The 24,000-nt window shown below is 40.0% G+C and carries 19 protein-coding genes and 1 pseudogene; 16 read left to right on the forward strand and 4 right to left on the reverse strand.

The window, feature by feature from the left end:
* Positions 1-47: 47 nt before the first annotated feature.
* Both chbG and ACFQ19_RS02455 read right to left on the reverse strand, forming a co-directional pair.
* Positions 48-746 (reverse strand): chitin disaccharide deacetylase, encoded by a 699-nt coding sequence (gene chbG / locus ACFQ19_RS02450; protein ID WP_379590377.1) that lies wholly within the window; start codon positions 744-746, stop codon positions 48-50.
* Positions 747-769: 23 nt separating this feature from the next.
* Positions 770-1,492, reverse strand: a complete 723-nt coding sequence (locus tag ACFQ19_RS02455) for a GntR family transcriptional regulator (RefSeq protein WP_379590378.1) — start codon at positions 1,490-1,492, stop codon at positions 770-772.
* A 327-nt stretch (positions 1,493-1,819) separates the two neighbouring features.
* On the opposite strand from ACFQ19_RS02455, the gene ACFQ19_RS02460 reads away from it, so the two are divergent.
* The 4 genes from ACFQ19_RS02460 to ACFQ19_RS02475 all read left to right on the forward strand — a co-directional run bounded on the left by ACFQ19_RS02460 (position 1,820) and on the right by ACFQ19_RS02475 (position 5,193).
* Positions 1,820-3,133, forward strand: a complete 1,314-nt coding sequence (locus tag ACFQ19_RS02460) for a 6-phospho-beta-glucosidase (RefSeq protein ID WP_379590379.1) — start codon at positions 1,820-1,822, stop codon at positions 3,131-3,133.
* 125 nt (positions 3,134-3,258) lie between these two features.
* Entirely contained in the window at positions 3,259-4,551 is a 1,293-nt protein-coding gene (locus tag ACFQ19_RS02465) for a PTS sugar transporter subunit IIC (protein WP_379590381.1), read from the forward strand.
* Positions 4,548-4,883 (forward strand): PTS lactose/cellobiose transporter subunit IIA, encoded by a 336-nt coding sequence (locus ACFQ19_RS02470; protein WP_379590383.1) that lies wholly within the window; start codon positions 4,548-4,550, stop codon positions 4,881-4,883. Before ACFQ19_RS02465 ends, ACFQ19_RS02470 begins: the two co-directional genes overlap by 4 nt.
* A 1-nt stretch (position 4,884) precedes the next feature.
* Positions 4,885-5,193: a PTS sugar transporter subunit IIB gene (locus ACFQ19_RS02475; protein ID WP_379590384.1), complete on the forward strand. Its 309-nt coding sequence runs from the start codon at positions 4,885-4,887 to the stop codon at positions 5,191-5,193.
* Between the two features lie 92 nt (positions 5,194-5,285).
* Here the strand turns inward: ACFQ19_RS02475 and ACFQ19_RS02480 are convergent, their stop codons facing one another.
* The gene (locus ACFQ19_RS02480; protein ID WP_379590385.1) at positions 5,286-6,197 is read right to left on the reverse strand and encodes an alpha/beta hydrolase; all 912 of its coding nucleotides are present in this window, start codon (positions 6,195-6,197) and stop codon (positions 5,286-5,288) included.
* Positions 6,198-6,357: 160 nt separating this feature from the next.
* On the opposite strand from ACFQ19_RS02480, the gene ACFQ19_RS02485 reads away from it, so the two are divergent.
* From ACFQ19_RS02485 to ACFQ19_RS02495, 3 genes and pseudogenes are all read left to right on the forward strand, one after another.
* Positions 6,358-6,915, forward strand: a complete 558-nt coding sequence (locus ACFQ19_RS02485; protein ID WP_379590386.1) for a TetR/AcrR family transcriptional regulator — start codon at positions 6,358-6,360, stop codon at positions 6,913-6,915.
* 218 nt (positions 6,916-7,133) lie between these two features.
* Positions 7,134-8,186 carry a 2,3-butanediol dehydrogenase gene (locus ACFQ19_RS02490; protein ID WP_379590387.1) on the forward strand — a complete coding sequence of 351 codons (1,053 nt, stop codon included), beginning with the start codon at positions 7,134-7,136 and terminating at the stop codon, positions 8,184-8,186.
* Positions 8,187-8,408: 222 nt separating this feature from the next.
* A pseudogene (locus tag ACFQ19_RS02495) lies at positions 8,409-8,963 on the forward strand (N-acetylmuramoyl-L-alanine amidase family protein); the annotation flags it as partial.
* 510 nt (positions 8,964-9,473) lie between these two features.
* Here the strand turns inward: ACFQ19_RS02495 and gpmA are convergent.
* Positions 9,474-10,169 carry a 2,3-diphosphoglycerate-dependent phosphoglycerate mutase gene (gene gpmA / locus ACFQ19_RS02500; RefSeq protein WP_379590388.1) on the reverse strand — a complete coding sequence of 232 codons (696 nt, stop codon included), beginning with the start codon at positions 10,167-10,169 and terminating at the stop codon, positions 9,474-9,476.
* Positions 10,170-10,511: 342 nt separating this feature from the next.
* Here gpmA and mmuM point away from each other — a divergent pair, with 342 nt between their 5' ends.
* The 9 genes from mmuM (at position 10,512) to ACFQ19_RS02545 (ending at position 23,940) form a co-directional block, all read left to right on the forward strand.
* Positions 10,512-11,456: a homocysteine S-methyltransferase gene (gene mmuM / locus ACFQ19_RS02505; RefSeq protein ID WP_379590791.1), complete on the forward strand. Its 945-nt coding sequence runs from the start codon at positions 10,512-10,514 to the stop codon at positions 11,454-11,456.
* A 153-nt stretch (positions 11,457-11,609) separates the two neighbouring features.
* Complete coding sequence (locus ACFQ19_RS02510) at positions 11,610-12,041, forward strand: MarR family winged helix-turn-helix transcriptional regulator (protein ID WP_379590389.1); 432 nt, start codon at positions 11,610-11,612, stop codon at positions 12,039-12,041.
* Positions 12,034-13,227, forward strand: a complete 1,194-nt coding sequence (locus tag ACFQ19_RS02515; protein WP_379590390.1) for an MFS transporter — start codon at positions 12,034-12,036, stop codon at positions 13,225-13,227. Before ACFQ19_RS02510 ends, ACFQ19_RS02515 begins: the two co-directional genes overlap by 8 nt.
* 496 nt (positions 13,228-13,723) lie before the next feature.
* Positions 13,724-15,457 (forward strand): phospho-sugar mutase, encoded by a 1,734-nt coding sequence (locus ACFQ19_RS02520; protein ID WP_379590391.1) that lies wholly within the window; start codon positions 13,724-13,726, stop codon positions 15,455-15,457.
* Between the two features lie 43 nt (positions 15,458-15,500).
* A complete protein-coding gene (glgB, locus tag ACFQ19_RS02525; RefSeq protein ID WP_379590392.1) occupies positions 15,501-17,429 on the forward strand; it encodes a 1,4-alpha-glucan branching protein GlgB in 1,929 nt (642 codons plus the stop codon).
* Positions 17,430-17,575: 146 nt separating this feature from the next.
* Positions 17,576-18,718 carry a glucose-1-phosphate adenylyltransferase gene (locus ACFQ19_RS02530; RefSeq protein ID WP_379590393.1) on the forward strand — a complete coding sequence of 381 codons (1,143 nt, stop codon included), beginning with the start codon at positions 17,576-17,578 and terminating at the stop codon, positions 18,716-18,718.
* Positions 18,708-19,880, forward strand: coding sequence for a glucose-1-phosphate adenylyltransferase subunit GlgD (glgD, locus tag ACFQ19_RS02535; protein WP_379590395.1), 1,173 nt, complete (start codon positions 18,708-18,710; stop codon positions 19,878-19,880). The genes ACFQ19_RS02530 and glgD overlap by 11 nt, the downstream gene beginning before the upstream one ends.
* A 14-nt stretch (positions 19,881-19,894) precedes the next feature.
* Positions 19,895-21,325, forward strand: coding sequence for a glycogen synthase GlgA (gene glgA, locus ACFQ19_RS02540; protein WP_379590396.1), 1,431 nt, complete (start codon positions 19,895-19,897; stop codon positions 21,323-21,325).
* Positions 21,326-21,501: 176 nt separating this feature from the next.
* Positions 21,502-23,940 (forward strand): glycogen/starch/alpha-glucan phosphorylase, encoded by a 2,439-nt coding sequence (locus tag ACFQ19_RS02545; protein WP_379590397.1) that lies wholly within the window; start codon positions 21,502-21,504, stop codon positions 23,938-23,940.
* The last annotated feature ends 60 nt before the right edge of the window (positions 23,941-24,000 follow it).

Genomic DNA, 24,000 nt, shown 5'->3' on the forward strand with positions numbered 1-24,000 from the left:
GAAATCCAAACATATCATCATTCTGATGAACGTTTGGATTTCTTTGATTATGTCAGCTTGACCCAGTCAGGAACGTCGATTCTGCTAAGAATGGTTATTTCATTTTCACGGGCATCGGTGTACGAGCTGACCTTTCTCAGCGTTTCATCCACTTGTCCTGGATGCGTCATCACTTCGATAGAAGAAACATTTTCTTTTTGAATAACGTCGAATAAATCATCCGTAACACCATCTTTATAAAATCCTGTCCATAGCTTATCCGTCCAGCATATATCTGGATGATCAGCCAAGGAATCAACTCGTCGCACAGGAACCTCATATTCTTGAGCAAGCTTGATAATAAGATTTTTCAAAGGCGGCCAACCGTGTACATGATGGTGGCTGTCAATGTGATCCAGAGGCAAGCCTGTTGCTAAGCAGGCCTCCAGTTGTGCACGCCATTCTAATTCCACTTCTTCCAGATTCGGAACCTCCATATCAAGAAAATTGCTAGTAAATCGAAAAGTTCCATCTGGATTCACAAGATTGGAAACAGAAGTATGGAGGGGCTTTCCCCATGTTAAGACAAGATGAATACCTATTTTTAAATCTGGATTTTCTGCTGCCTTTTCGACAGCATAGTTGGTGGCAAGGCCATTCATCATTATTGTAGTGGATGTTACACACCCATTTTGATGTGCCTCAATAATACCGTCTGTAACCCCTTTTGTCAGCCCGAAATCATCTGCATTTATTTCGACTCTCATCAAATCACTCCTACGTTGGTTCATTATTTGGAATAGCTGCGTTCAATCGAAAAGTTTGTTTTATCTCCCCGGAAGAAAGATCTGGAAAACTCGACTTTCTTTCCATTTTCATCTTCAGCCAATGTTTCCATATAAAAGCATGGAAGTCCTTGTTCACATTCTAAAAAAGTGCATATTTGTTCATCTGCAATCGCTATTTCAATATTCTCAGAAGTTTTTGCAATCCACACATCAAAGAATTCATTTAATGACTTATATAGGGAAATGCCGGCTTGTTCTTTCGTAATTCCAGGAGCAACCACCCATGGAACATAAGCGACTTCGTACTGCGTCGTATCTCCATTCGCTTTGCGGACACGTTCAATTCGTTGAATGGGATCTTGCAGCTTCACATTTAAATTCGTGGATAATAATTCATTGGCAGCAACAGCGGAAATATCCAATACCTCAATTTCCGGATGCTTTCCTTGGTCAGCTAATTGGTCGCTATATCGTCTGATTGTCTGGGATAAGGTTTGTTTTACTTTCTTGTCCGCTACAAATGTACCTCGTCCTTGCTGGCGTTCTAAATACCCCTCTAATGTAAGCTGGTTGAGAGCCGTGCGAACAGTGGTGCGGCTTACATTAAAATTTTTGCATAGTTCCAGTTCAGTAGGGATCTTCTCACCGGGCTTGTATCGGTTTGTCTTAATACGATGTAACAATTCCTCTTTGATATAAATGTGCAGTGATTGGTTTTTCTCCATAGGTTTCGTGCTCCTTTTGCGACACTTTTAAAAATCAAATCATACCTTTTTTAATACAAAAGAACAAAGGTGAAGCATTTCAAGGTTAAAAGACTAATATATCATTTTTGACTTTCATATTTCTATAAGGAGGTATTTTACAAATTGTCTGGAAGGTTTATCGTCTACAGATAGTGTACTAGATATTTGATAAAAACACAATTGTTACTACAAATTACTTTTATATTGTATAGACAAATAAAAAATTGTATGATACGTTTTATTTATAATTTTTTGCAATTCAATTAAAACGCTTACAAAAACACAACAATGGAGGAGCAATAAATCATGTCTTTAAAAATAGCAATCATCGGTGGAGGTTCCAGTTATACGCCAGAAATTTTAGAAGGATTTATTCAGAGACAAGCGACATTTCCAGTGACCGAAATTGTGCTGGTAGATGTGAAAGCAGGGGAAGAAAAGGTAGATACTATCTGTCAATTAGGTAACAGGATGATTGCGGAAGCAGGGGTCAATATACAATTAACTTGGACATTGGACCGAAGGAGTGCTTTACAAGGTGCAGATTTTGTCTCCACACAAATCCGGGTAGGCGGATTAGCTGCAAGGGCACATGATGAACGGATTCCGTTAAAACATGGGTTAATTGGTCAGGAAACAAATGGTGCAGGAGGAATAATGAAAGCGTTTCGAACGATTCCGGTATTAATGGAAATTGCCGAGGAAATGCAAGAACTTTGTCCCGACGCCTGGATGATTAATTTTACGAATCCGGCTGGGATTGTTACGGAGGCATTGCTTAACCATTCGGTCCATAAAAAAGTCATTGGCGTATGTAACATACCTTTTAATATGCGTCATTCTACGGCCGAATTATTGCAGGCAGCTCCAGAAGATGTATTGATTCGATTTATTGGCTTAAATCATTTTATATTTGGTGACAAAGTATATGTGAAAGGGGAGGATCGTACAGCAGATGTCTTTCAAAAATTACTTCAAAAGGAGCTTGATTACAATCCCGCCAATATTATGCCGTTAGATTGGTCGGAAACGTTTATCAAAGCAGTGAGGTTATTGCCAAATCCATATCATCAATACTATTTTCAAACTCCGTCCGTATTGGAAAAGGATAAGCAAGCCTATCAGGAAAATGGAACACGTGCAGAAGTTGTGCAAGCGCTGGAGGAATCGTTGTTTGCATTATACAAACAGGAAAGTCTACGAAAAAAGCCAGAGGAACTGGAACAACGCGGCGGAGCTTTTTACAGTCAGGTTGCATGCCAGTTAATGGATTCAATTTATAATCATAAAGAAGATATCCAAACGGTGAATACGTGGAATCATGGTGCGATACCGGAATTGCCTTATGATGCAGTGATTGAAGCAAATTGTGTGATTACAAAGCAAGGGCCAAAGCCTATTTCCATCGGTGAAATTCCTGCGCCGGTACGGGGGATGATTCAAAATATGAAAGCGATGGAAGAACTTGTGATTAAAGCTAGTATTTCTGGAGAGTATGAAGATGCCTATAATGCCTTTTTAGTAAATCCCTTGGTGCAAGATGAAAAGAAAGCAAAACTTGTGTTAGATGAACTGTTAGAAGCTCATAAAGATTATTTGCCACAGTATAATCGTATGTGATTTTTCCAAAAAAGAAAGGGAAAACGGGTGCTATATTTTTGATTAATTCAGGCTAGGATTTAGTGCAAAAACATTACTAAATAAGGTTTCATTCGACCACAACTTAACCTGTAGGGGGAAGAAAAATGAATCAAACATTTATACAGAAGTTCATTGAAATTGCCGGCCGTATTGGTTCTCAGCGTCATTTGGTTGCTGTTCGTGATGGTTTTGTAGCGATAATGCCTTTGATTATTATTGGGTCATTAGCAATATTAATAAATAATTTTCCTGCGTTTGGCACCTTTGATGTCGTCGCTATACTAAATAATATTTTTGGAGAAGGAAATTGGCAGACAGTCGGGGGTAGTATTTGGAACGCTACGTTTGCAGTAATCGGACTACTTATTTCATTTACTATCGCTTATAATTTAGCTAAGTCTTATGAAATCGACGGACTATCTGCGGGTTTAATATCCATCGCTTCCTATATTATACTTGTACCAGTGACGGAAGATTTCGGGCTGAATATGAATTGGCTGGGAGCGCAAGGACTTTTTGTAGCTATTATTGTAGGACTAATCGTAACGGAATTATTCCGTATGCTTCTGCAAGCCAATATTACCATCAAGATGCCTGATGGCGTACCTGAGGGAGTAACCCGTTCCTTTGCTGCGTTAATTCCGGCGATGATTATTCTTACATTAGTGGGTCTATTTCAGGCATTTATTACAGTGTTTGTTGGTATCAGTATATTTGAAGTTATTTTTAATGCAATACAAGAACCGCTGCAAGGACTTGGAAATACATTACCCGCGGCGATGGTTGTTTCTTTCTTAAATCATTTACTTTGGTTCTTCGGTTTGCATGGAACAAATATTATTGGGTCTGTGATTGAGCCGGTATATCTGCCTCTAATTGAGCAAAATGCAAACCTTTTCCAACAGGGGATGTCTGCGTTTGATGTACCGAACGTTGTGACCAAACCCTTTTTGGATTCCTTTGTCTTTATGGGAGGTTCAGGTACAACGATTGCGCTTTTAATAGCTATCTTTATTGTGATAAGAAGAGAGAAAAATCACCCATATCGGGAAGTTGCCAAAGTGTCTGCTCCAGCAGGATTATTTAATATTAATGAACCGGTCATTTTTGGTTTGCCGATTGTGTTAAATCCGATTTTCTTGATTCCGTTTATTCTTGTTCCGGTTACGTTAACGGTGCTTTCTTATATTGCATTATCTACTGGATTGGTACCGAAAACAGTAGCTATTCTGCCTTGGACAACACCGCCGATTTTAAGTGGTTATTTAGTAACCGGCGGCAGCGTCAGAGGAATTATTCTGCAGCTTATTAACTTGGCTGTGGCGGTGACGATTTATATACCATTTATTATGGCAGGTGTTCGTGCGATGAAAGAGAAGATGGGAGGTAAAATATGACGATGACAAAGGAAGAAGTGCAGATGCTTTCCTTTCAAATGATTTTACATGCAGGGAATGCGAGGTCAGATGCCATGGAAGCCTTGCTGCTGGCTAAAAAAGGACAGTTTGAGGAAGCTGCTGTAAAGATGGAGTCAGCGGGTGAGGCATTCACCGAAGCGCATCAGATGCAGGCGAATTTGCTTCATGAGGAGGCAAATGGTGAAACAACAGAACTTTCCGTTATCCTGATACATGCGCAAGACCATTTAATGAATGCGTTAACCGTAAAGGATTTGGCCATTGAAATGATCGATATGCATCAAAAAATCAATCACCTGGAGGGAAAATGATATGAAAATACGCTTAGTTTGTTCTGCAGGAATGTCTACGTCGATGCTTGTGAAAAAAATGAAAGAAGCGGCTGAAGCACAGCATGTAGAGGCGGATATTGAAGCGGTAGCAGAATCGCAGCTGAAAAATCATCTGGAAGGACTGCAAGTAGTGCTTATAGGTCCGCAAGTCCGTTATTTAGAAGGGAAAATCAAAGAAAACCTGGAGCCGCAGGGTGTGAAAGTCGCCGTAATTGACCAGATGGCATATGGCATGATGCAGGGCGATAAAGTTTTGCAGCAGGCAATGGATTTAGTTGGAGATAATTAAAACAACGATAAAATAGTCATTTCACGTTATATAGAAACAAAAAACTCGTATCTAGTGGAAGATACGAGTTTTTTTGTTTCTTAAATATCCTCTTAAAGATATTGTTTATAGAATGTTTCCAGCTTGTCAACTGCTTTTTCAACAGGTTCTGGCTGATCATATAAATCATAATGTGTTACGCCATCAAGCACGAGAATGTCCTTGTCGGCAGACGCTGCTTTTTCATAAAGTTCGTGCCCATCAGAGTAAGAGCCGAAGCTGCCTTTCACACTGCCGATAACAATTTGTAATGGTTGTGTAAGCAGTTGATCTGCTAAGTGAAAAGCATCGAAAGCAAGAACCTTTTCCATACTTGTGAATTTTAATTTGTTTGGAGAATTGGAACTCTGGCCTCTTGACGTTTTGTAGTAATCAATTGCTTCTTTAATGTCGATATCATCAATGCCGGCTTGTTCTCTTTCTTCTTGACTATTCGGAATCCACTGGGTGATCAGGGGATCTGCTCCGTTTGCTTCAGCGGTGCGCTGTTCACCGATTTGTTCCAATGTCTGAATTGGGTTTTGTTCTCGATACAATCTGCCGATATTTGCACTTGCAACGACACCGACTGCTTTGATACGTTTTTCTGTCATTGCTACATTGGCAGCATAACCCCCGCCAGCACAAACACCGAGTACACCGATACGTTCATTATCAACAACATCTAATGTTGTTAAATAATCTACAGCGGAACGAACATCTTCCACACGTGCAGACGGATCTTCTGTATAACGGGGTTCTCCACCACTCTCTCCTTGATAAGAAGCATCAAAGACAATCGTGATATAACCAAGCTCCGCAAATTTTTCTGCATAAATTCCCGCAGTTTGATCTTTACAGCTGCTTCCGGGGTGTACACAAACAAGAGCTGGTGTTGCTTTGCTAGTATTTTCAGGTGTGTTTAAAAACCCTGCTACATTGATGCTATTTGACGAAAACGTGATTGCTTTTTTATTGAAACGCATTGTATAAGGTCTCCTTTCAAAAATGAAATACAATTATGTTGCTTATTAACCTTGTGTGAACTAATATAAAGGGTATGCAAGCTACATTCAATAACCATCTGTGTAGGTGTGTATACTAATACCCATCTGTATAAATATGTGTCATAAAGGATGTGAAATGATGTCAGAAAAAATAGATAGAAGAATTGTGAAATCACAAAAAGCCATTCGCGAAGCTTTCCTTGATGCCCTTTTGGAGAAAGGTTTTGAAAATATTACCGTAAAAGATATTACGGAGCAGGCAGATTTAAGCAGGAAAACATTCTATTTACACTATATTGATAAATACGATCTGCTGGATAAGATTATGGATGAGCATTTAAAACAATTAAGAGAAATATGTGAGCAAAAGAAGGATAAAGGATTGGTAGAAGGGACAATTATCTGGTTTGCATATTTTGAGAAGCATAAAGCATTTTTTACTTCGTTATTTCAAAGTGCCAATACAGTCTCTTTTCGTCATCGTTTGCTTCACTTTGTGATGGGGGAAATAGATAAGAAACTGTCAGAATCATCTCTAAATCAACAAATAGACCGACAGATTGCTGTGAAATTTTTAGGTACTGCAGTGATGGGGGTATTAGAATCATATGTTTTAGAAGAGATTAGCGGCGATATGCAGCAGGTAGCTAAACAGGTTGGTGAAATGATAAGCACGCACTTATCGTACGGTTTTTGAACATGTCCGGATATTGATTGTTATTTTTAGCACACTATTCCCATCATGAGGTGACATTTTTATGAATAATGGATGATGGCAGATATATGTTACTAGGTAGATGGTATAATATATTTGTAGACAGAGCATATTTACGAGAAGGGGGAGAAGAACCCTTCCATTTTATGAAAGTAAACTCTGCCTTTCACAATTAATGAAAGAATGGGAGTGGAATTTTTATGAAAGCAGCCAGAATTTATGCGGAAAAAGATGTCCGTGTGGAGGATGTTGATGTAAAAGAAGTCGGAGCCAAAGACGTAAAGGTAGAAGTCGCTTGGGCAGGAATCTGTGGTTCAGATTTACACGCTTATTCTCACTTTGTCGGTATCCCTACAGAAGCGCACCCAATATCAAATAGACAAGTTCCGTTAACATTGGGACATGAGTTTAGCGGGACGGTAACAGAAGTTGGAAGCGATGTTACCTCATTTAAACCAGGTGATCGAGTTTGTATTGAGCCTAACCTTCGCTGCGGGGAATGTACAGAATGCCGTGAAGGAAATTATCATTTATGCAGAAACAGTAATGCTGCCTTTATTGGTCTTGCAGATGATGGCGGATTTGCAGAATACTGTGTATTCGAGGAACAACACTGTCATCGTATCCCGGATAATATGACATTGGAACAGGCAGCTCTTGTAGAGCCGACTGCAGTAACGTACCGCGGTGTCGAATTAGCAAATGTGAAAGCGGGCGATGCGGTATTGGTAACTGGAGCAGGTCCAATTGGGTTATTAACTGTGTTAACTGCACGGGCAGCCGGTGCAAGTAAGGTTTTTATCAGTGATGTTTCCAAAGAACGTTTAGCATTAGCAGAATCGTTTGGGTTTGTAACAACCTTAAATCCTGCGGAAGACGATGTGATTGGAAGAATCATGGAAGATACAAATGGAGACGGTGTTGATGTCGCTTTAGAATGCGCAGGTGTGCAGCCGACATTTGATACGTGTCTGGAAGCAATTAAACGCACAGGTACAGTTTGTGTGCTGGCTATTTTTGGTCAAAATCCGGAGATAAATGCATTTGCTTCTACCATTAAAGAAGCAAATATTAAATTCTCTCTTGCTTATTCGAATATCTACGATCGTGTTATCAATTTAATTGCAAGCGGACAAGTTCCAGCTGAAAAAGTAGTGACGAATAAAATAAATTTGGACAATATCGTAGAAGAAGGCTTTGAATTATTGCTTAATGATAAGAGCCAGTCTAAGGTTTTGGTTAGTGCAAAATAAAAGAATGATGGAAATGAAAGGCCCACAGGTGTATCGCATCTGTGGGCTTTATCGATTATTTTACTTCAATAGCTGGATTTTTTTGTAATAAATGCTGAATAAAAGTTTCCTTATCTTAATATATCCTTCTTCATCAATAGCAAATCAGCAATTACCTCAAGGAGCACGTCCATACGGGCAAGCTCTTTTTTTAATATCTTAAAGTGAAGGGAGGAAAGTCACATGGCGAAAATTTACTTGGACCCCGGACATGGCGGAAGTGATACAGGAGCGGCAGGGCAGGGATTACAGGAAAAAAGAGTAACGTTGGCGATTGCTTTGAAGATAAGAAATATCCTGAATAATCGTTATCAGGGGCATCAAATCCGGATGAGCCGTACAACCGACCGGACAGTGTCATTGTCTGCACGTACCAATGATGCAAATCAGTGGGGTGCCGATTACTATGTATCCGTTCATATTAATGCAGGGGGAGGCAGAGGGTACGAGGATTATATCTATACCAGCCTTTCTAACCGAGGAACAACAGGAAGATACCGGCAGATGATGCATGACGAGATTATGAAGCAGGTGAACTTTCAAAATCGAGGCAGAAAGCAGGCCAATTTTCATGTGTTGCGGGAAACAGCAATGCCAGCTGTTTTAACAGAAAATGGTTTTATCGACAATGCGGCGGATGCGGCAAAGTTAAAATCAGATTCCTTTTTAGAACAAATTGCGTTAGGTCATGCAAGAGGTATTGCGAAGGTACTTCAATTATCTTCTAAAAGCAGTTCCGGTTCTTCGGGTAATTCCAATAATAACCAAGGAAACGCTTCTAGTGGAGCAAATCAAACGAATTCCATTGTTGATTATTTGAAATCCATCGGAGAAGATTCCAGCTTTTCGAATCGTTCCAGGCTGGCCAGATCTTATGGTATTCAGAATTATACGGGGACTGCTGCGCAAAATACACGGTTATTAAGAGCAATTCGATCTGGAGGAACTTCTGGTAATACGTCTTCCAGTTCATCAGCCAAGCGAGTTCATCTACCAGCTTCTGCGTCTACATGGCGCACATATCGGTTAAATGTTACCCCTGTGAAGAAAAACAGTGACTGGAAGTTAACTCCAGCAGCATTTGGCGGCTTGACCTATGATATTTTGGCAGAGCCATACCCCAATGTGGTAACAATTCAAACAGGAAGAGGAAGACGTAATATTTATATTGGACCGGATACGAGTGCGCGCAGATTGTAAAGTGAAACGTCATTCAGCTCCTTAGCTGAATGACGTTTCGTTTTATCACTATTCTTCTTGGTCCAGGAAGTATTTTTTAGCAGGTACCAAATCATCATCTAATTCGTAAACAAGCGGTACGCCTGTAGGAATCGATACATCCGAGATATCCTCATCACTGATATTTTCAAGGTATTTCATCAGACCTCTTAAACTATTTCCGTGTGCTGCAATAATGACGCTTTTACCCGCTTTGACAACGGGTTTGATTTCTTCTTCCCAGTAAGGGATAACCCGCTCAATAGTGGTTTGTAAGCTTTCACCGAGAGGAATGTCTTTCTCTTGCAGTTCGTTATATTTCGCTTCATGACCTGGATAGCGCTCATCTTCTTTTTCTAACAGCGGAGGAGCTGTGTCGAAACTGCGGCGCCAGATATGCACCTGCTCATCGCCGTATTTTTCTGCTGTCTCCTGTTTGTTTAATCCTTGTAAAGCACCATAATGGCGTTCGTTTAACTTCCAGGATTTAAGAACAGGGATCCATAAGTTATCGGTTTCCTCTAATACATAATTTAGTGTCTTAATTGCTCTTTTTAAATAAGACGTATAAGCCACATCAAACTGGAACCCATGCTGTTGTAAGGCTTGTCCGGCATGTCTTGCATCGGCAGCGCCATGATCAGTTAAATCGACATCTGTCCAGCCGGTGAAGAGGTTGGATAAATTCCATTCACTCTGTCCATGTCTAATCAGTACAAGTTTCATATATCATCCCTCACAATCTTTATATATATATAACATACCACTGGACAGAGAATTTTACACGTCATGCAAGGTGATATTTCCTATAAAAGGATGTTCAAAAAAACCAATACGAATGGAGCGGTGAATTCTTTAGTTGACGTGCTTGTTCCGACGGGGCGGAGACGTCGCGTTCTTAACCGGTTTGGTTCTATTTAACGGACTTTTTGAAATTTTTTTGTTATTTTAACAGAACTAGAACCAATGAACGATTCAAAAACCGTTCATATATTAGTGATGGATAAAATGCATTTGCAGAAAGTGGAGAATGCAGATAAGCTAATAAAAAAAGATTTGGAGGTGATGCTGATGATAAAGTTAAATTCAATAGAAAAAATACGGAAACAATTTGATACGATCCTATTAGATGGCGCATTAGCTACGGAGCTGGAAAAGCTGGGCTGTAATCTGGAAGATCCTTTGTGGTCAGCCCGTGTGTTACTTGATGAGCCGGAAAAAATCAGAAAAGTTCACTATGCTTATTTTAAAGCGGGTGCTGATATTGGTATTACGGCAAGTTACCAAGCAAGTATAGAAGGCTTCAAACAGCGCGAAATCAGTGAAGAAGAAGCAAAAACGTTAATAAGAAAGACTGTAGAACTTACGCAGCAGGCGCGGTCTGATTATTGGCAGGAAAATGCGGATATGAATCGTCCCTATCCATTGGTTGCTGGATCTGTCGGGCCGTATGGAGCTTATCTTGCAGATGGTTCCGAGTATGTTGGAAATTACGGGGTTAGTGATCGGCTTTTATACGATTTTCATAGACCTCGCATAGAGGCACTCGTGGAAGCAGGTGCGGATTTATTAGCTGTTGAAACGATACCTTCCCTGCAAGAAGCGAAAGTGGTCAGTGAATTGCTGCAAGAATTTCCGGATATAGCAGCATGGGTGACATTTACGCTGAAAGATGCTGCACATATTAGTGAAGGGAATGCTTTAAAAGAATGCGCGGAGATTTTAAACGATTACAGTCAGATTGTTGCGCTGGGTGTGAACTGTGTGTCAACAGAATTGGTCCATGATGCTGTTCAGGAATTAAAAGAAAATACATCAAAACCTGTTATCATTTACCCGAACTCTGGTGAAGACTATGATCCAGAGACTAAGAATTGGTATGGAAGCAAGCCTATGCAAATAAATACAGCAGCTGCAGATTGGGCTGTAGCAGGGGCAACCATTATTGGCGGATGTTGCCGGACTGGGCCAGAAGATATTCGAGAAATTCGCAAAATGATACGAAAAAAGTAACCTATTTGAATATCCTCTCATAGCAGTTTTCTGCGGCTGCTATGAGAGCTAATCATCCGCTTTTTCATGACACCTCTTGACAGCAGGATAAATAAGCTGTATAGTTACCTAGGTTAATAATTACCCAAGTTAATCAAATACGGAGGTCAGCAAATGGAAGGATTATTTCGGCACTATATACGTGTACATCGCCTGTTAACCAAGCATTTAAATGATCTTTTGGAAAAATATCAGCTTTCTTATTCTTTGTGGCAAGTGATTATTTATCTGGAAGATAGCGGGAAGTCAACGCTTGTTGATATATCTAATTATTATCAAGTCGAAAAGCCAGGTATTACAAGACGTGTGCACCGACTGCAGGAGACAGGATTGATTAGAGAAGTTCCAAGTACAAACCGGCGAGAGAAAGTGATTGAACTGACCTCGGAAGGAAAGCGTGTGTATCAAGTGTGCAGAAAAGAAATCACCGCATTGGAACACAGTTTTACCCAAGGGTTAACAGAAGAAGATAAGCAAATTGCTTTTCAATTTTTAAGGAGAATTGAAAATAATATTGAACGTAAAGAAGGGTTTCGTAGTGAGTAATGAATCGAAGTTATGGACAAAAGATTTTATTATCGTGTCCGCTATTAATTTTTTATTGACGTTAGTTTTCTATCTGCTTGTTGTGGTAATGGGTGTTTACGCAGCAGAAGAATTTAATGCGTCTGCAAGCCAATCAGGGTTAGTCGTCGGTATATTTATTGTCGGGGCGCTTGTCGGACGTCTAGTTATCGGCCGTTATATTAATAAAATTGGTCAGAAAACGACTTTATTTATCGGAGTTATTATATTTATTTTAGCTACCTCGTTATATTTCTTTAATTTTGGAATTGGCTTTTTACTAATTAACCGATTTATCCATGGTATTGGACTTGGATTTGGAAGTACAGCAACCGGTACGATTGTGGCACAAATCATTCCCGCTGAACGAAAAGGCGAGGGAATCGGTTACTATAGTATGAGTGCGACGCTGTCCACTGCATTAGGGCCGTTTGTTGGTTTGTATATGAGTCAGCATACCAGTATGCAAGGTATCTTTCTGCTTTGTTTAGCCATCGCTATATTCAGTTTTCTAACCGCCTTCTTCGTGAGAGTGCCAGTTGTTCATGAAACCGAAGCTGAAAAAGAAGAGAAAGGATTCCAAATTTCACATTATGTAGAGCCTAGGGCTGTGCCAATTGCGATTATTACGCTTATTTTGGCTTTATGTTATTCCAGTGTGCTGTCCTTCCTCAACTCATATGCAATTGAGTTAGACCTTGTCAGTGTTGCCAGTGTATTCTTCCTTGTTTATTCGATTGCGGTATTGTTGTCTCGTCCATTTACAGGCCGCCTGATTGATTTAAAAGGTGCTAATATCGTGATGTACCCGGCATTTGTTCTGTTCACGATTGGTATGATTCTGTTAGGTTTTGCTGAGAGCGGGTTTACCATGTTATTAGCAGGAGTTCTAATCGGGCTTGGCTTTGGTAATATGCAATCCTGCACGCAGGCCATTGCAATCAAGATGACACCGACGCATCGTATGGGGTTAGCAACATCCACTTTCTTTATCTTCCTGGACGGCGGATTAGGATTTGGACCATATTTACTCGGATTTGTCACACCACTTACAGGATACAGCAGTCTTTATATTATATTAGGTATCGTTGTACTAGTAACGACCGGATTATATACCATGTTACACGGTAAAAAAGATTCTCAGGAGCAACAAACATTAGCATATTAACTAATAAAGAAACTTCATTCTGCGGATATTTTCTCTGCAGAATGAAGTTTCTTTGTAACTGATATATTCATATTATGAATTTAATCTCTTTTTCTTAAATTCAATGTATAATTATGTAAGGTTTTATAGTATAATGAACTCAAGAAACCTGTTTACTGCTATATAGAAATAAATCCTTACAGTTGTAGGGAGGTATTGTTGTTTCTTGCGTAGAAATTAGAAAATTCGGATATTATATCTGAATTTAAATAGATGGCTTGCATAACAACTGAAGAGGACAGGCTTTATTTCAAAGAATTATATCATCCAATCGTAAACATCGCAGACGTGTTATCACTTATAACATGGAACCATTCCATATATGAACAACATATAAAGATGGGGTTGAAGCGGTGTTTTTTTATATATCCATTTTCCGATACGAAAGAGGATGGACGGATTTGATTCTTATTAGCAGTAAGCCAGTGCGTTGTTTAATGTTGAAGGAGGCGTGTTTATGTCATTTCAAAACACCTATGAACAATGGAAAAAGGAAGAGTCTCTGGACAAAGAATTGAAAGCAGAGCTGGAAAGTTTATTAAACAATGAGGCGGAATTAGAAGACGCTTTCTCAAAACCTTTAGAATTTGGAACTGCTGGTATGCGTGGCATATTGGGGCCGGGAATTAACCGGATGAACATTTATACGGTGCGGCAAGCTACAGAGGGTTTGGCCCGGTTTATGGAAAGTACTTCAGGAGCGAGCAAATCGAGAGGAGTGGCGATTGCTTATGATTCCAGACACAAGTCACCTGAATTTGCGTTGGAAGCTGCTAAAACACTTGCAAATCATGGTATTCCATCCTACGTATTTGAATCATTACGGCCGACGCCAGAGCTGTCCTTTGCGGTGAGGCACTTGAATGCTTTGACAGGAATCATGATTACGGCATCGCATAACCCGGCAAACTACAATGGTTATAAAGTTTATGGCGAAAGCGGAGGACAGATGGCGCCAAAAGATGCGGATGCATTGACATCGTATGTACGCGCTGTAGAGAATCCATTGCAGATAGACGTATTGCCGGAAGATGAGGCAAAAGAAAAAGGATTGCTGCAAATTATTGGCGAAGAAGTAGATAATGCTTACTTACAGGAAATAGATACGGTAACGATTAATAGAGAACTGGTAAGAGAAGAAGGAAAAGATTTAAAGCTTGTTTTCACCCCGCTGCATGGTGCTGGGAAAATGCTCGGAGAAAAAGCACTGGAGCAAGCCGGCTTTACCGGATTTTCATTTGTTCCGGAACAAAGCGTTGCTGATCCGGATTTCACTACAGTTGAATCTCCAAATCCGGAAGAGCATTCCGCGTTTGAATATGCTATTGCAACAGGTGAAAAAGAGGGAGCGGATTTGCTGGTTGCAACTGATCCGGACGCCGATCGTATGGGCGTCGCTGTCAAAATGCCCGATGAAACATACAAAGTGCTCAGCGGGAACCAAATTGGGGCGTTAATGCAGGATTACATTTTAAAAGCACGGCAAGAAGCAAGGACATTGCCGGAAAATGCCGTGGTATTAAAATCTATTGTTTCCAGTGAACTTTCTACTGCTATTGCTGAAAAATACAACACCAAAATGGTGGATGTGCTTACGGGTTTTAAATTTATCGCTGAAAAAATTCAAGCATACCAGGAAGACGGCTCACAAACATTTTTATTTGGTTTTGAAGAGAGTTATGGCTACCTGGTAAAACCGTTTGTCAGAGATAAAGATGCGATTCAGGCTCTTGTGCTGATAGCGGAAGTAGCTGCTTACTACAAACAAAAAGGTGAAAACTTGTATGATGCACTGGGAGACATTTTTGAAGAATACGGATACTTCCAAGAAAAAACCATTTCTATAACGATGAGCGGCTTGGAAGGGTCAGCGAAAATAGCAGCCTTAATGAAGCAGCTGCGCGAAGAACCTCCGACAACTTTCGGCGGTGCAAATGTGGTTAGTACAGAGGATTATAAATTACAGGAAAAAGTATATGCAGACGGAACAGTGACAACGATGAATACTCCTTCCTCCGATGTATTAAAGTACTTCTTGGAAGATGATAGCTGGATAGCTGCACGTCCGTCCGGGACAGAACCTAAAATTAAATTCTATATCGGTGTAAAAGCTGGAAGTGACGAAGCGGCAGAAGAAAAAATCAAAGTTTATTCAGCAGCCATTTCTGAAATAACCAATGTAACCAACTGAAAATAACTTTAGGAACAAGTTTTAATGGGTGGTGAATGGAGAAATGCAAACAAACGAGTATTTGGAATTGGAAATAGAGGACGCAGTAAAAAGATTCCATACAGGTGAAAATTTTTACAGCCAGCATATTTTTGGATATCACCAGATCGAGCAGGACGGGGAGACAGGTTTTGTCTTCCGCGTCTGGGCTCCGAATGCACAACAGGTATGGCTGGTCGGAACGTTTAATGATTGGGACGAATCTTTGCCGATGCAAAAAAATGAATCCTATGGCTATTGGGAAGTGTTCACCGTGAAACCTGCCGAAAATGATTTATACAAATACAAAGTCCGGCAGGCAGATGGAAGGGAAGTTCACAAAATTGATCCATTTGCATTTGCATTCGAGAAAAGACCGGGTAATGCAGCTGTTATCCATCATGTCCAGGAGAAAAAATGGAAGGACGGCTTATGGTACGGAAGAAAAAAACGTTCTAATTATTTTAAGCGTCCCATAAATATTTATGAGGTACATGCCAGCTCCTGGAAACATCATGAGGATGGCACGCCTTATTCTTTTGCAGATTTAAAGAAAGAATTAATTCCTTACGTGAAGGAAATGGGGTACACCCATATTGAATTTATGCCATTAATGGAACACCCTCTTGGAGCTTCTTGGGGGTACCAATTGATAGGTTATTTTGCTTTAAGTTCTTATTACGGTAAACCAGAAGAATTTCAGGATTTTGTAGAGGAGTGCCATAGAAATAATATAGGCGTGTTTGTGGATTGGGTTCCCGGCCACTGTTGTATTAATGATGATGCTTTGCCGAAATATGACGGCACACCGCAATTTGAATACGAAAATCCGGACCGGGCAGCAAATATCCGCTGGGGATCGGTTAATTTTGACTTAGGCAAACCAGAAGTACAATCCTTTCTTATTTCCAGTGCGCTGTTCTGGTTAGAGATGTATCATATTGACGGTATTCGTGTGGATGCTGTGTCCAGTATGCTTTATTTAGATTATGATGATGGTCCTTGGGAACCGAATCATGAAGGTGGAAACCGGAACTATGAGGGCTACTATTTTCTGCAGAAACTGAATGCAGTTGTCAAACTGGCCCATCCAGAGGCAATTATGATTGCAGAAGAAAGTTCATCCGATACGCAGATTACCGGATTAGTTGAAACAGGTGCGCTAGGTTTTGACTATAAGTGGAATATGGGGTGGATGAATGATGTGCTTACATTCTATGAAATGGATCCAGTTTTTAGAAAAGATCATTTTAACTTAATTACCTTCTCTTTTATGTATATGATGCAGGAAAACTTTATTTTGCCCCTTTCTCACGATGAAGTTGTTCATGGGAAAAAGAGTTTGATGCATAAGATGTGGGGAGACAGATATAAACAATTTGCACAATTGCGTAATTTGTATACGTATAAGATGACACATCCAGGAAAAAAACTTTTGTTCATGGGCAGTGAGTGGGGACAATTCTTAGAATGGAAATATGATGAAGAATTAGAATGGCGTGATTTAGATGACACGCTTAACAAAAGCATGCAGCATTTTACTTCCAGTTTAAATACATTGTATAAAGAGCAACCGGCATTGTGGGAGCTGGAAGAAAGTTATGACACCATTTCCATTATTGATGCAGACAATCGAGACGAATCTGTCCTCAGTTTTATTCGAAAAAGTAAGAAGAAAAAAGATTTTCTGATTATTATTTTGAATATGACACCTGTAGAGCGTCATGATTTTCCTATTGGTGTCCCTTTTGAAGGGAGCTATAAAGAAATATGGAATACAGAAATGGAAGCATTTGGAGGGACCTGGGAAGTGCATAATCCGGATCAACTGACAGAGGAAGTTCGTTTTAAAGAGTATCCATATCGAATTAAAACCGTTGTACCGGCACTGGGCGCATTAATTTTACAGCCAGATACTATCAAAATACCGCGAACACGCCCATCTGCTAAGTAGTTTTTCATCATGGAATATATCCTTTTTAGCGGCTCTTAATCGGGTTGCTAGAAAGATATTATATAGAAACCAAGATTTACTTTTGCAATCCGTTTGGAAGAAGGAATCGAAAGGGGGAAAGGTGAAAGGCTGCTTTCACCGAATATATGAAAAATGAGATGCTAGCAATGATTCTTGCGGGAGGAAAGGGATCGCGATTAGGAAAACTGACAAAAAATATCGCAAAACCGGCCGCACCCTTTGGAGGAAGATATCGTATTATTGATTTTACCTTAAGTAACTGTGCCAATTCCGGTATAAAAAATGTAGGGGTGGTAACACAATACCAGCCGCTGGCGTTAAACAATCATGTCGATAATGGGACAAGCTGGGGGTTGGATGGAATCAATTCTGGCGTAACCATTTTGCAGCCCTATGCCGGGTCAGAAGGCGGTAAATGGTTTGAAGGGACAGCACATGCTATTTATCAGAACATTGCTTATATTGATGAGATGAACCCCGAATATTTGCTTGTATTATCCGGAGATCATATTTATAAGATGGATTATGAAGAAATGCTGGAGACGCATAAGGCGAATGATGCTGCTTTAACCGTCGCTGTGCTGGAGGTTCCTGAAAAAGAAGCATCCCGTTTTGGAATCATGAATACAGATGAGAATGACCGGATTATTGAATTTGAAGAAAAGCCGGAAAATCCGAAGAGTAATCTGGCATCCATGGGCATCTATATTTTTAACTGGGCCAGGTTGCGTGAGGTTCTGTTAAGCAGCTATTCGAAAGATGACCATATGCTGGATTTTGGGAAGCATGTTATTCCTTCTTACTTAGAAGGCGGAGAAAATGTATTTGTGTATCAGTTTTCTGGTTATTGGAAGGATGTCGGAACGATTGATTCACTCTGGGAAGCAAACATGGAGTTTATTAATCCGGAGATGAATTTGGATATTCGTGATAAAACATGGCGTGTATATTCCAGAAATACGATTTCGCCTCCAAATTTCTTAACGGATACAGCTTCTGTCACAGATTCTTTAATTGTAGACGGCTGTTATGTGGCAGGACATATTGAAAATAGTATTCTATCCAATGACGTACAGGTGAAAGAGGGTTCGAGTATTATTGATAGTTTCGTTATGCCGGGAGCAAGTATCGGAAAAAATGTGAGCATCCGCCGGGCAATTATTGGAGAAGATGCCGTTGTCGGTGATAATACGGTAATTGACGGCACAGATGAGGTTGGGGTAGTAGGCTATTCTGAAGTGATTGGAGTGACGAGAGATGAGGACTAATAAAATTTGTGCCATTTTAGGGAATATTCAACGCTATAATGCTTTACTTCCATTAACCAATGAGAGACCATTAGCAACCCTGCCGTTTGCCTGTAAATACAGATTGATTGATTTCCCGTTGTCCAGTATTGTGAACGCCAATATAAATACGGTATACATGATTTTTAATGAAGGGGAGACGCAATCTGTATTTGACCATATCGGCGGAGGAAAAGAATGGAACCTGGATGGTGTCCATAATCGTTTTTTTATCCATCTGTACCAGGACTTTTTGAAATTAAAGGCGCATAATCAGAGTTATTACCGCCCGCTGATCGATTATCTTGAAAAGTCTAAATCCGAATATACCGTATATATGAGCAGTAAAATGATTTGTAATATTGATTTGCGTGCTGTTTTAAAAATTCATCAGCAGCAAAACAATGAAATGACCATCGTTTACAAAAAGGTGGAATCAGAAAAAATCTGCCAGACAGATGCTGTATTATCCCTGACAGATAATGGCCAGATTACGGAAGTGCGCCCATATATGGAGCATCTGCAGACTGCGGAACAAGAGAATCTCTGCATGGATATTTATATTGTGCAGACAGACTGGCTGATTCGGGAACTAAAAGAAGGACAGCATGAAGGAATGCCTGCGGATATTCAGGATTTCCTGCGCAAAAAAATTCATACTGTCAAAAGTTCCAGCTATGAGCATACCGGTTATCTAAGTAATATATTTGATATTCATTCATACTATAACGCATCACTTGATATGTTGAATCAGCAAAAGTTTAGTTCCCTTTTATATTCGAACCAAAAAATATATACAAAATTAAAAAATGAAGTACCAACGTATTATTCAGAGTCTTCAGAAGTGAATAACAGCCAATTCGCAACCGGCTGCATTGTGGAAGGGAAAGTGCAAGGCTCCTCTATTTCCCGAGGCACCGTAATAGATAAAGGAACAGAAGTGATCGATTCGATTGTTATGCCAAGTGCAAAAATATGTACGGGGGCAAAGATAAAAAATGCCATTTTGGATAAGGAAGTTGTCGTCGATCCGGGCGTACAAATCATCGGAACTAAAGACAACCCAATTGTTATTGAAAAATATCAGCATGTGACCAATGATATGCTTGCTAACGGAGTAGCAGTCAGTGATTTAGAGAGATAAGAAGGAGGAAAAGTATGAAATTATTATTTGCCAGTGCGGAGTGTGCTCCTTTTTTCAAGACAGGCGGACTCGGAGATGTAATTGGTGCGCTCCCAAAAGAATTAGTAAAAAAAGATGTGGAAGCGGCAGTTGTTCTGCCGCTTCATAAAAGCATGCCGGATAAATATAGGGAGCGCCTCGAACATATAGCCTCTTTTTCTATTGATGTAGGATGGAGAAGCCAGTTTTGTGGCGTTGAACGCTTAGAATTAGACCAGGTCACCTACTATTTTATCGATAATTTATACTACTTTAACCGGGATGATCTATATGGTTTTTATGATGATGGCGAACGTTTTGCTTTCTTTCAATTGGCATTGATTGAAATGATGGAAGTGATTGATTACATTCCGGATATTATTCATGTGCATGATTTTCATACGGCGATGGTGCCATTTCTCTTGAAAGAAAAATATCATTGGGTAAAAGCTTATCAAGACATCCAAACGGTTTTAACGATTCATAATATTGAATTTCAAGGACGCTATCATCCGGAAGTGCTGTCTGATTTATTCGGAGTCGGCGACAGGAAATATCAAGACGGAACGATTCGCTTTGAGGATGACATTAATTTTCTGAAATCCGGTATTGTATATGCGGACAAAGTAAATACGGTCAGCCATTCTTATGCAAGAGAAATTCAAACCAGTGAATTTGGGAATGGTTTAGAAGGCATACTCAGACAAGAACGGCAAAAACTGTCCGGTATTGTAAATGGGATAGACTATGACATGAATGATCCAGAAACTGATCCGGCACTTAAACTTCCTTATTCTGCGGCGGACTTAACAGGTAAAAAAGCTTGTAAGAAAGAGCTGCAGGAAATAATGGGGCTTCCTGTGAAGGCGGATGTTCCGATTATTGCTGTAGTCAGCCGTTTGACCCACCAGAAAGGTTTTCACCTTGTCCTGGAAGAATTAGAGAACTTATTACAATATGACGTCCAATTTGTGCTGCTGGGAACTGGAGATCCTTCCTTAGAACATCCATTTCAGTTGGTTTCTGAGTGGTATCCGAATAAGTGTGCGGTAAATATTACATTTGATGTGACACTGGCACAAAAAATATATGCGGGTGCGGATATCTTTCTAATGCCTTCGAAATTTGAACCATGCGGATTATCACAGCTTATTTCGATGCGCTATGGCACGCTGCCGGTTATTCATGAAATAGGCGGTCTGAAAGATACAGTAGAACCATATAATCCCATTGAAAAAACAGGAACTGGGTTTGGCTTCTCTTTATTTACGCCATACTATATGATGGAAGCTTTGAAAAAAGCAGTGCATGTTTTCCAAGAGGAGCAGGATGTATGGGAGAACCTTGTGCAAACTGCGATGGTGCAAGATTTCAGCTGGGAACTTTCAAGTGATAAGTACCATTTGCTTTATAAAGAACTTTTATAAAGCAGCGTATGTGCAAAAAAGGTGCGATTTTAAATGGGCTAAAAACATATCAGCATCGGTTTAAGTGCGATAAGTGACTTTTCCAAGAAAAAAGCCAGAAGCAGGATTAGATTTTTGTTTTTGGGGTAGAAGTACTTAAAGTGTCACTTAGATAATGCAGAGAAGGAGCTTAATACATGGCTTTAGATAAAGAAACGTTTAAAAAAGAGTTAAGACAGAGGTTAAGAGAGAATTATGCGATGGAGCTGGAGGACGCGGCAAAACAGGAGATTTTTTATACGCTGGGAGCTTTGGTAAAAGCACGCTATGCAGATGCTTGGGGCGATACATGGAAGGAATATGTGGACAAAAAAAAGAAACAGGTTTATTATTTTTCGATTGAATTTCTGCCGGGGAGAATGCTGAAAAATAATCTATTAAATCTAGGTATGTTAGATACAGCGAGAGAAGCTTTGGCAGAGCTGGGAATAGATTTAGACAATCTGGCAGAAGTAGAAAAAGACATGGCATTAGGAAATGGCGGCCTTGGAAGATTGGCTTCTTGCTTTATGGATTCTATCGCTTCCTGTGGACTTCCGGGAAACGGAAACGGTATTCGTTATGATTATGGCCTTTTCAAACAACGTTTTGTGGATGGCTATCAGGTAGAACTCCCTGATGAATGGTTACAGGGCGGTAATATTTGGGAGATTCGCAGAGAAAGCAAGGCAGTAGAGGTCCGAGTCGGCGGACATGTTTATTTGGCTGACAATGGAAGAGGTAAATTGAAACCGATATATGAAAACGAGCAAATCCTTCGAGCTGTTCCTTATGATACTGGAATGGTCGGCTATGAAAACAATGTTGTGAACACATTGCGTTTGTGGTCTGTAGAAATTCCTGCTTCGGAAGAGGATAAATATCAAAGTATACAGGGACGCAGAGAGTTGGAAGATTTAACAGCGGTGCTGTATCCGGATGATTCCAATGAGCAGGGGCGGTTAATCCGGCTTACACAGGAGTATTTCTTTGTATCAGCAGGAATCCAAAGTATTATCCGCCATTATAAAAAACGGATACAGCAGCCGATTTCGAAGCTGAGCGAATATGTCTCCATTCATATCAACGATACCCATCCTGCTTTATGTGTTCCAGAGATGATGCGGATTTTAATTGATGAAGAAGAATTGTCCTGGGAGCAGGCTTGGGATGTTACGGTTAAAGTTATGAGTTACACTAACCATACCATTTTAGCAGAAGCATTGGAAAAATGGTCGATAGATCTGATGAAACGTACTTTGCCGCGTATGTATCAAATTATAGAAGAAATTGATGCGCGATATGTACACACTATGCAGGAATTACATCCGTATGACTTGGTAGAAAATACGCGGATTATTCGTGACGGGCAGGTGCATATGGCACACTTATCTATTATCGGAAGCCATAGTACCAATGGGGTGGCAAAATTGCACTCGGATTTATTAAAAACAGTTGTTCTGCATGATTTCTATATTATTTATCCAGATCGGTTTAATAATAAAACGAACGGGATCGCGCAGCGCAGATGGTCACAAATTGTGAATGAACCAATGTCACACGTGCTGGATGAAGCAATAGGCAAGACATGGCGAAAAGATCCAGGTGATTTGAAGTTGTTGATGAATTATCAATCGGATCAGACTGTTCTGGAAAAATTAGCGCAAGCCAAGAAAATGAACAAACAAGCATTGGCTGATTATATTTTGGAAACAACGGAAATTGATGTTTCCGCAGATGCTATCTTTGATGTACAAATTAAACGGCTGCATGCATATAAACGTCAGCTATTGAATTTATTGCATATTATCAAGCTGTATCAGGATTTAAAAGAGAATCCAGATTTAGATATGCAAAAACGCGTGTTTATTTTCGGAGCGAAGGCAGCACCAAGCTATCATTATGCGAAAGTAATTATTAAATGTATTAACGAAGCTGCACAGTTAATCAATAATGATCCCGACGTGAATGATCAGATAAAAATTGTTTTCTTGCCGAATTATAATGTCAGTTTAGCAGAGAAAATTATCCCGGCGGCAGATGTCAGTGAACAAATCTCGCTTGCATCGAAGGAAGCTTCCGGTACAAGTAATATGAAGCTGATGTTGAATGGCGCCATTACGCTCGCTACGTTGGATGGAGCTAATGTGGAAATCCGGGACGCAGTTGGTGATGATAATATTTATATCTTCGGACTCACAGAGAAAGAGGTTTATGCATATTATGAAAACCAGGAATATTCTGCCCAGAGAATGTATGATGAGAATCCGGTTATCCGTCGTGTGTTAAACGCATTTATTGATGGTACCATTCCAAACATTGTTTATGAAGGCAGAGAAATTTTTGATTCGCTCATTAAGTATAATGATGAATACTTCCTTCTGCGAGACTTTGATTCTTATGTGAAGGCACAGGAAGAAATAGATAAAGCTTACGGAGATCAAACTTTCTGGCAGCAAATGAGTTTGATTAATATCGCTAATGCCGGCAGGTTTTCTTCTGATGAGACTGTCCGTCGTTATGCGGAGGATATATGGAAGGTTGAGCCAAAAGATTCATTTGTGACAGAGGATGTTCAAAAAGTTCAACAAAAATGACACGGCGAATTTCTGCGTTGACGCATTTTTTCCGATACTCACGTATTAAAAGGCATAGAG

Source organism: Oceanobacillus locisalsi (assembly GCF_042675985.1).
In the GTDB taxonomy this organism is placed as follows: Bacteria; Bacillota; Bacilli; order Bacillales; family Amphibacillaceae; genus Oceanobacillus; species Oceanobacillus locisalsi.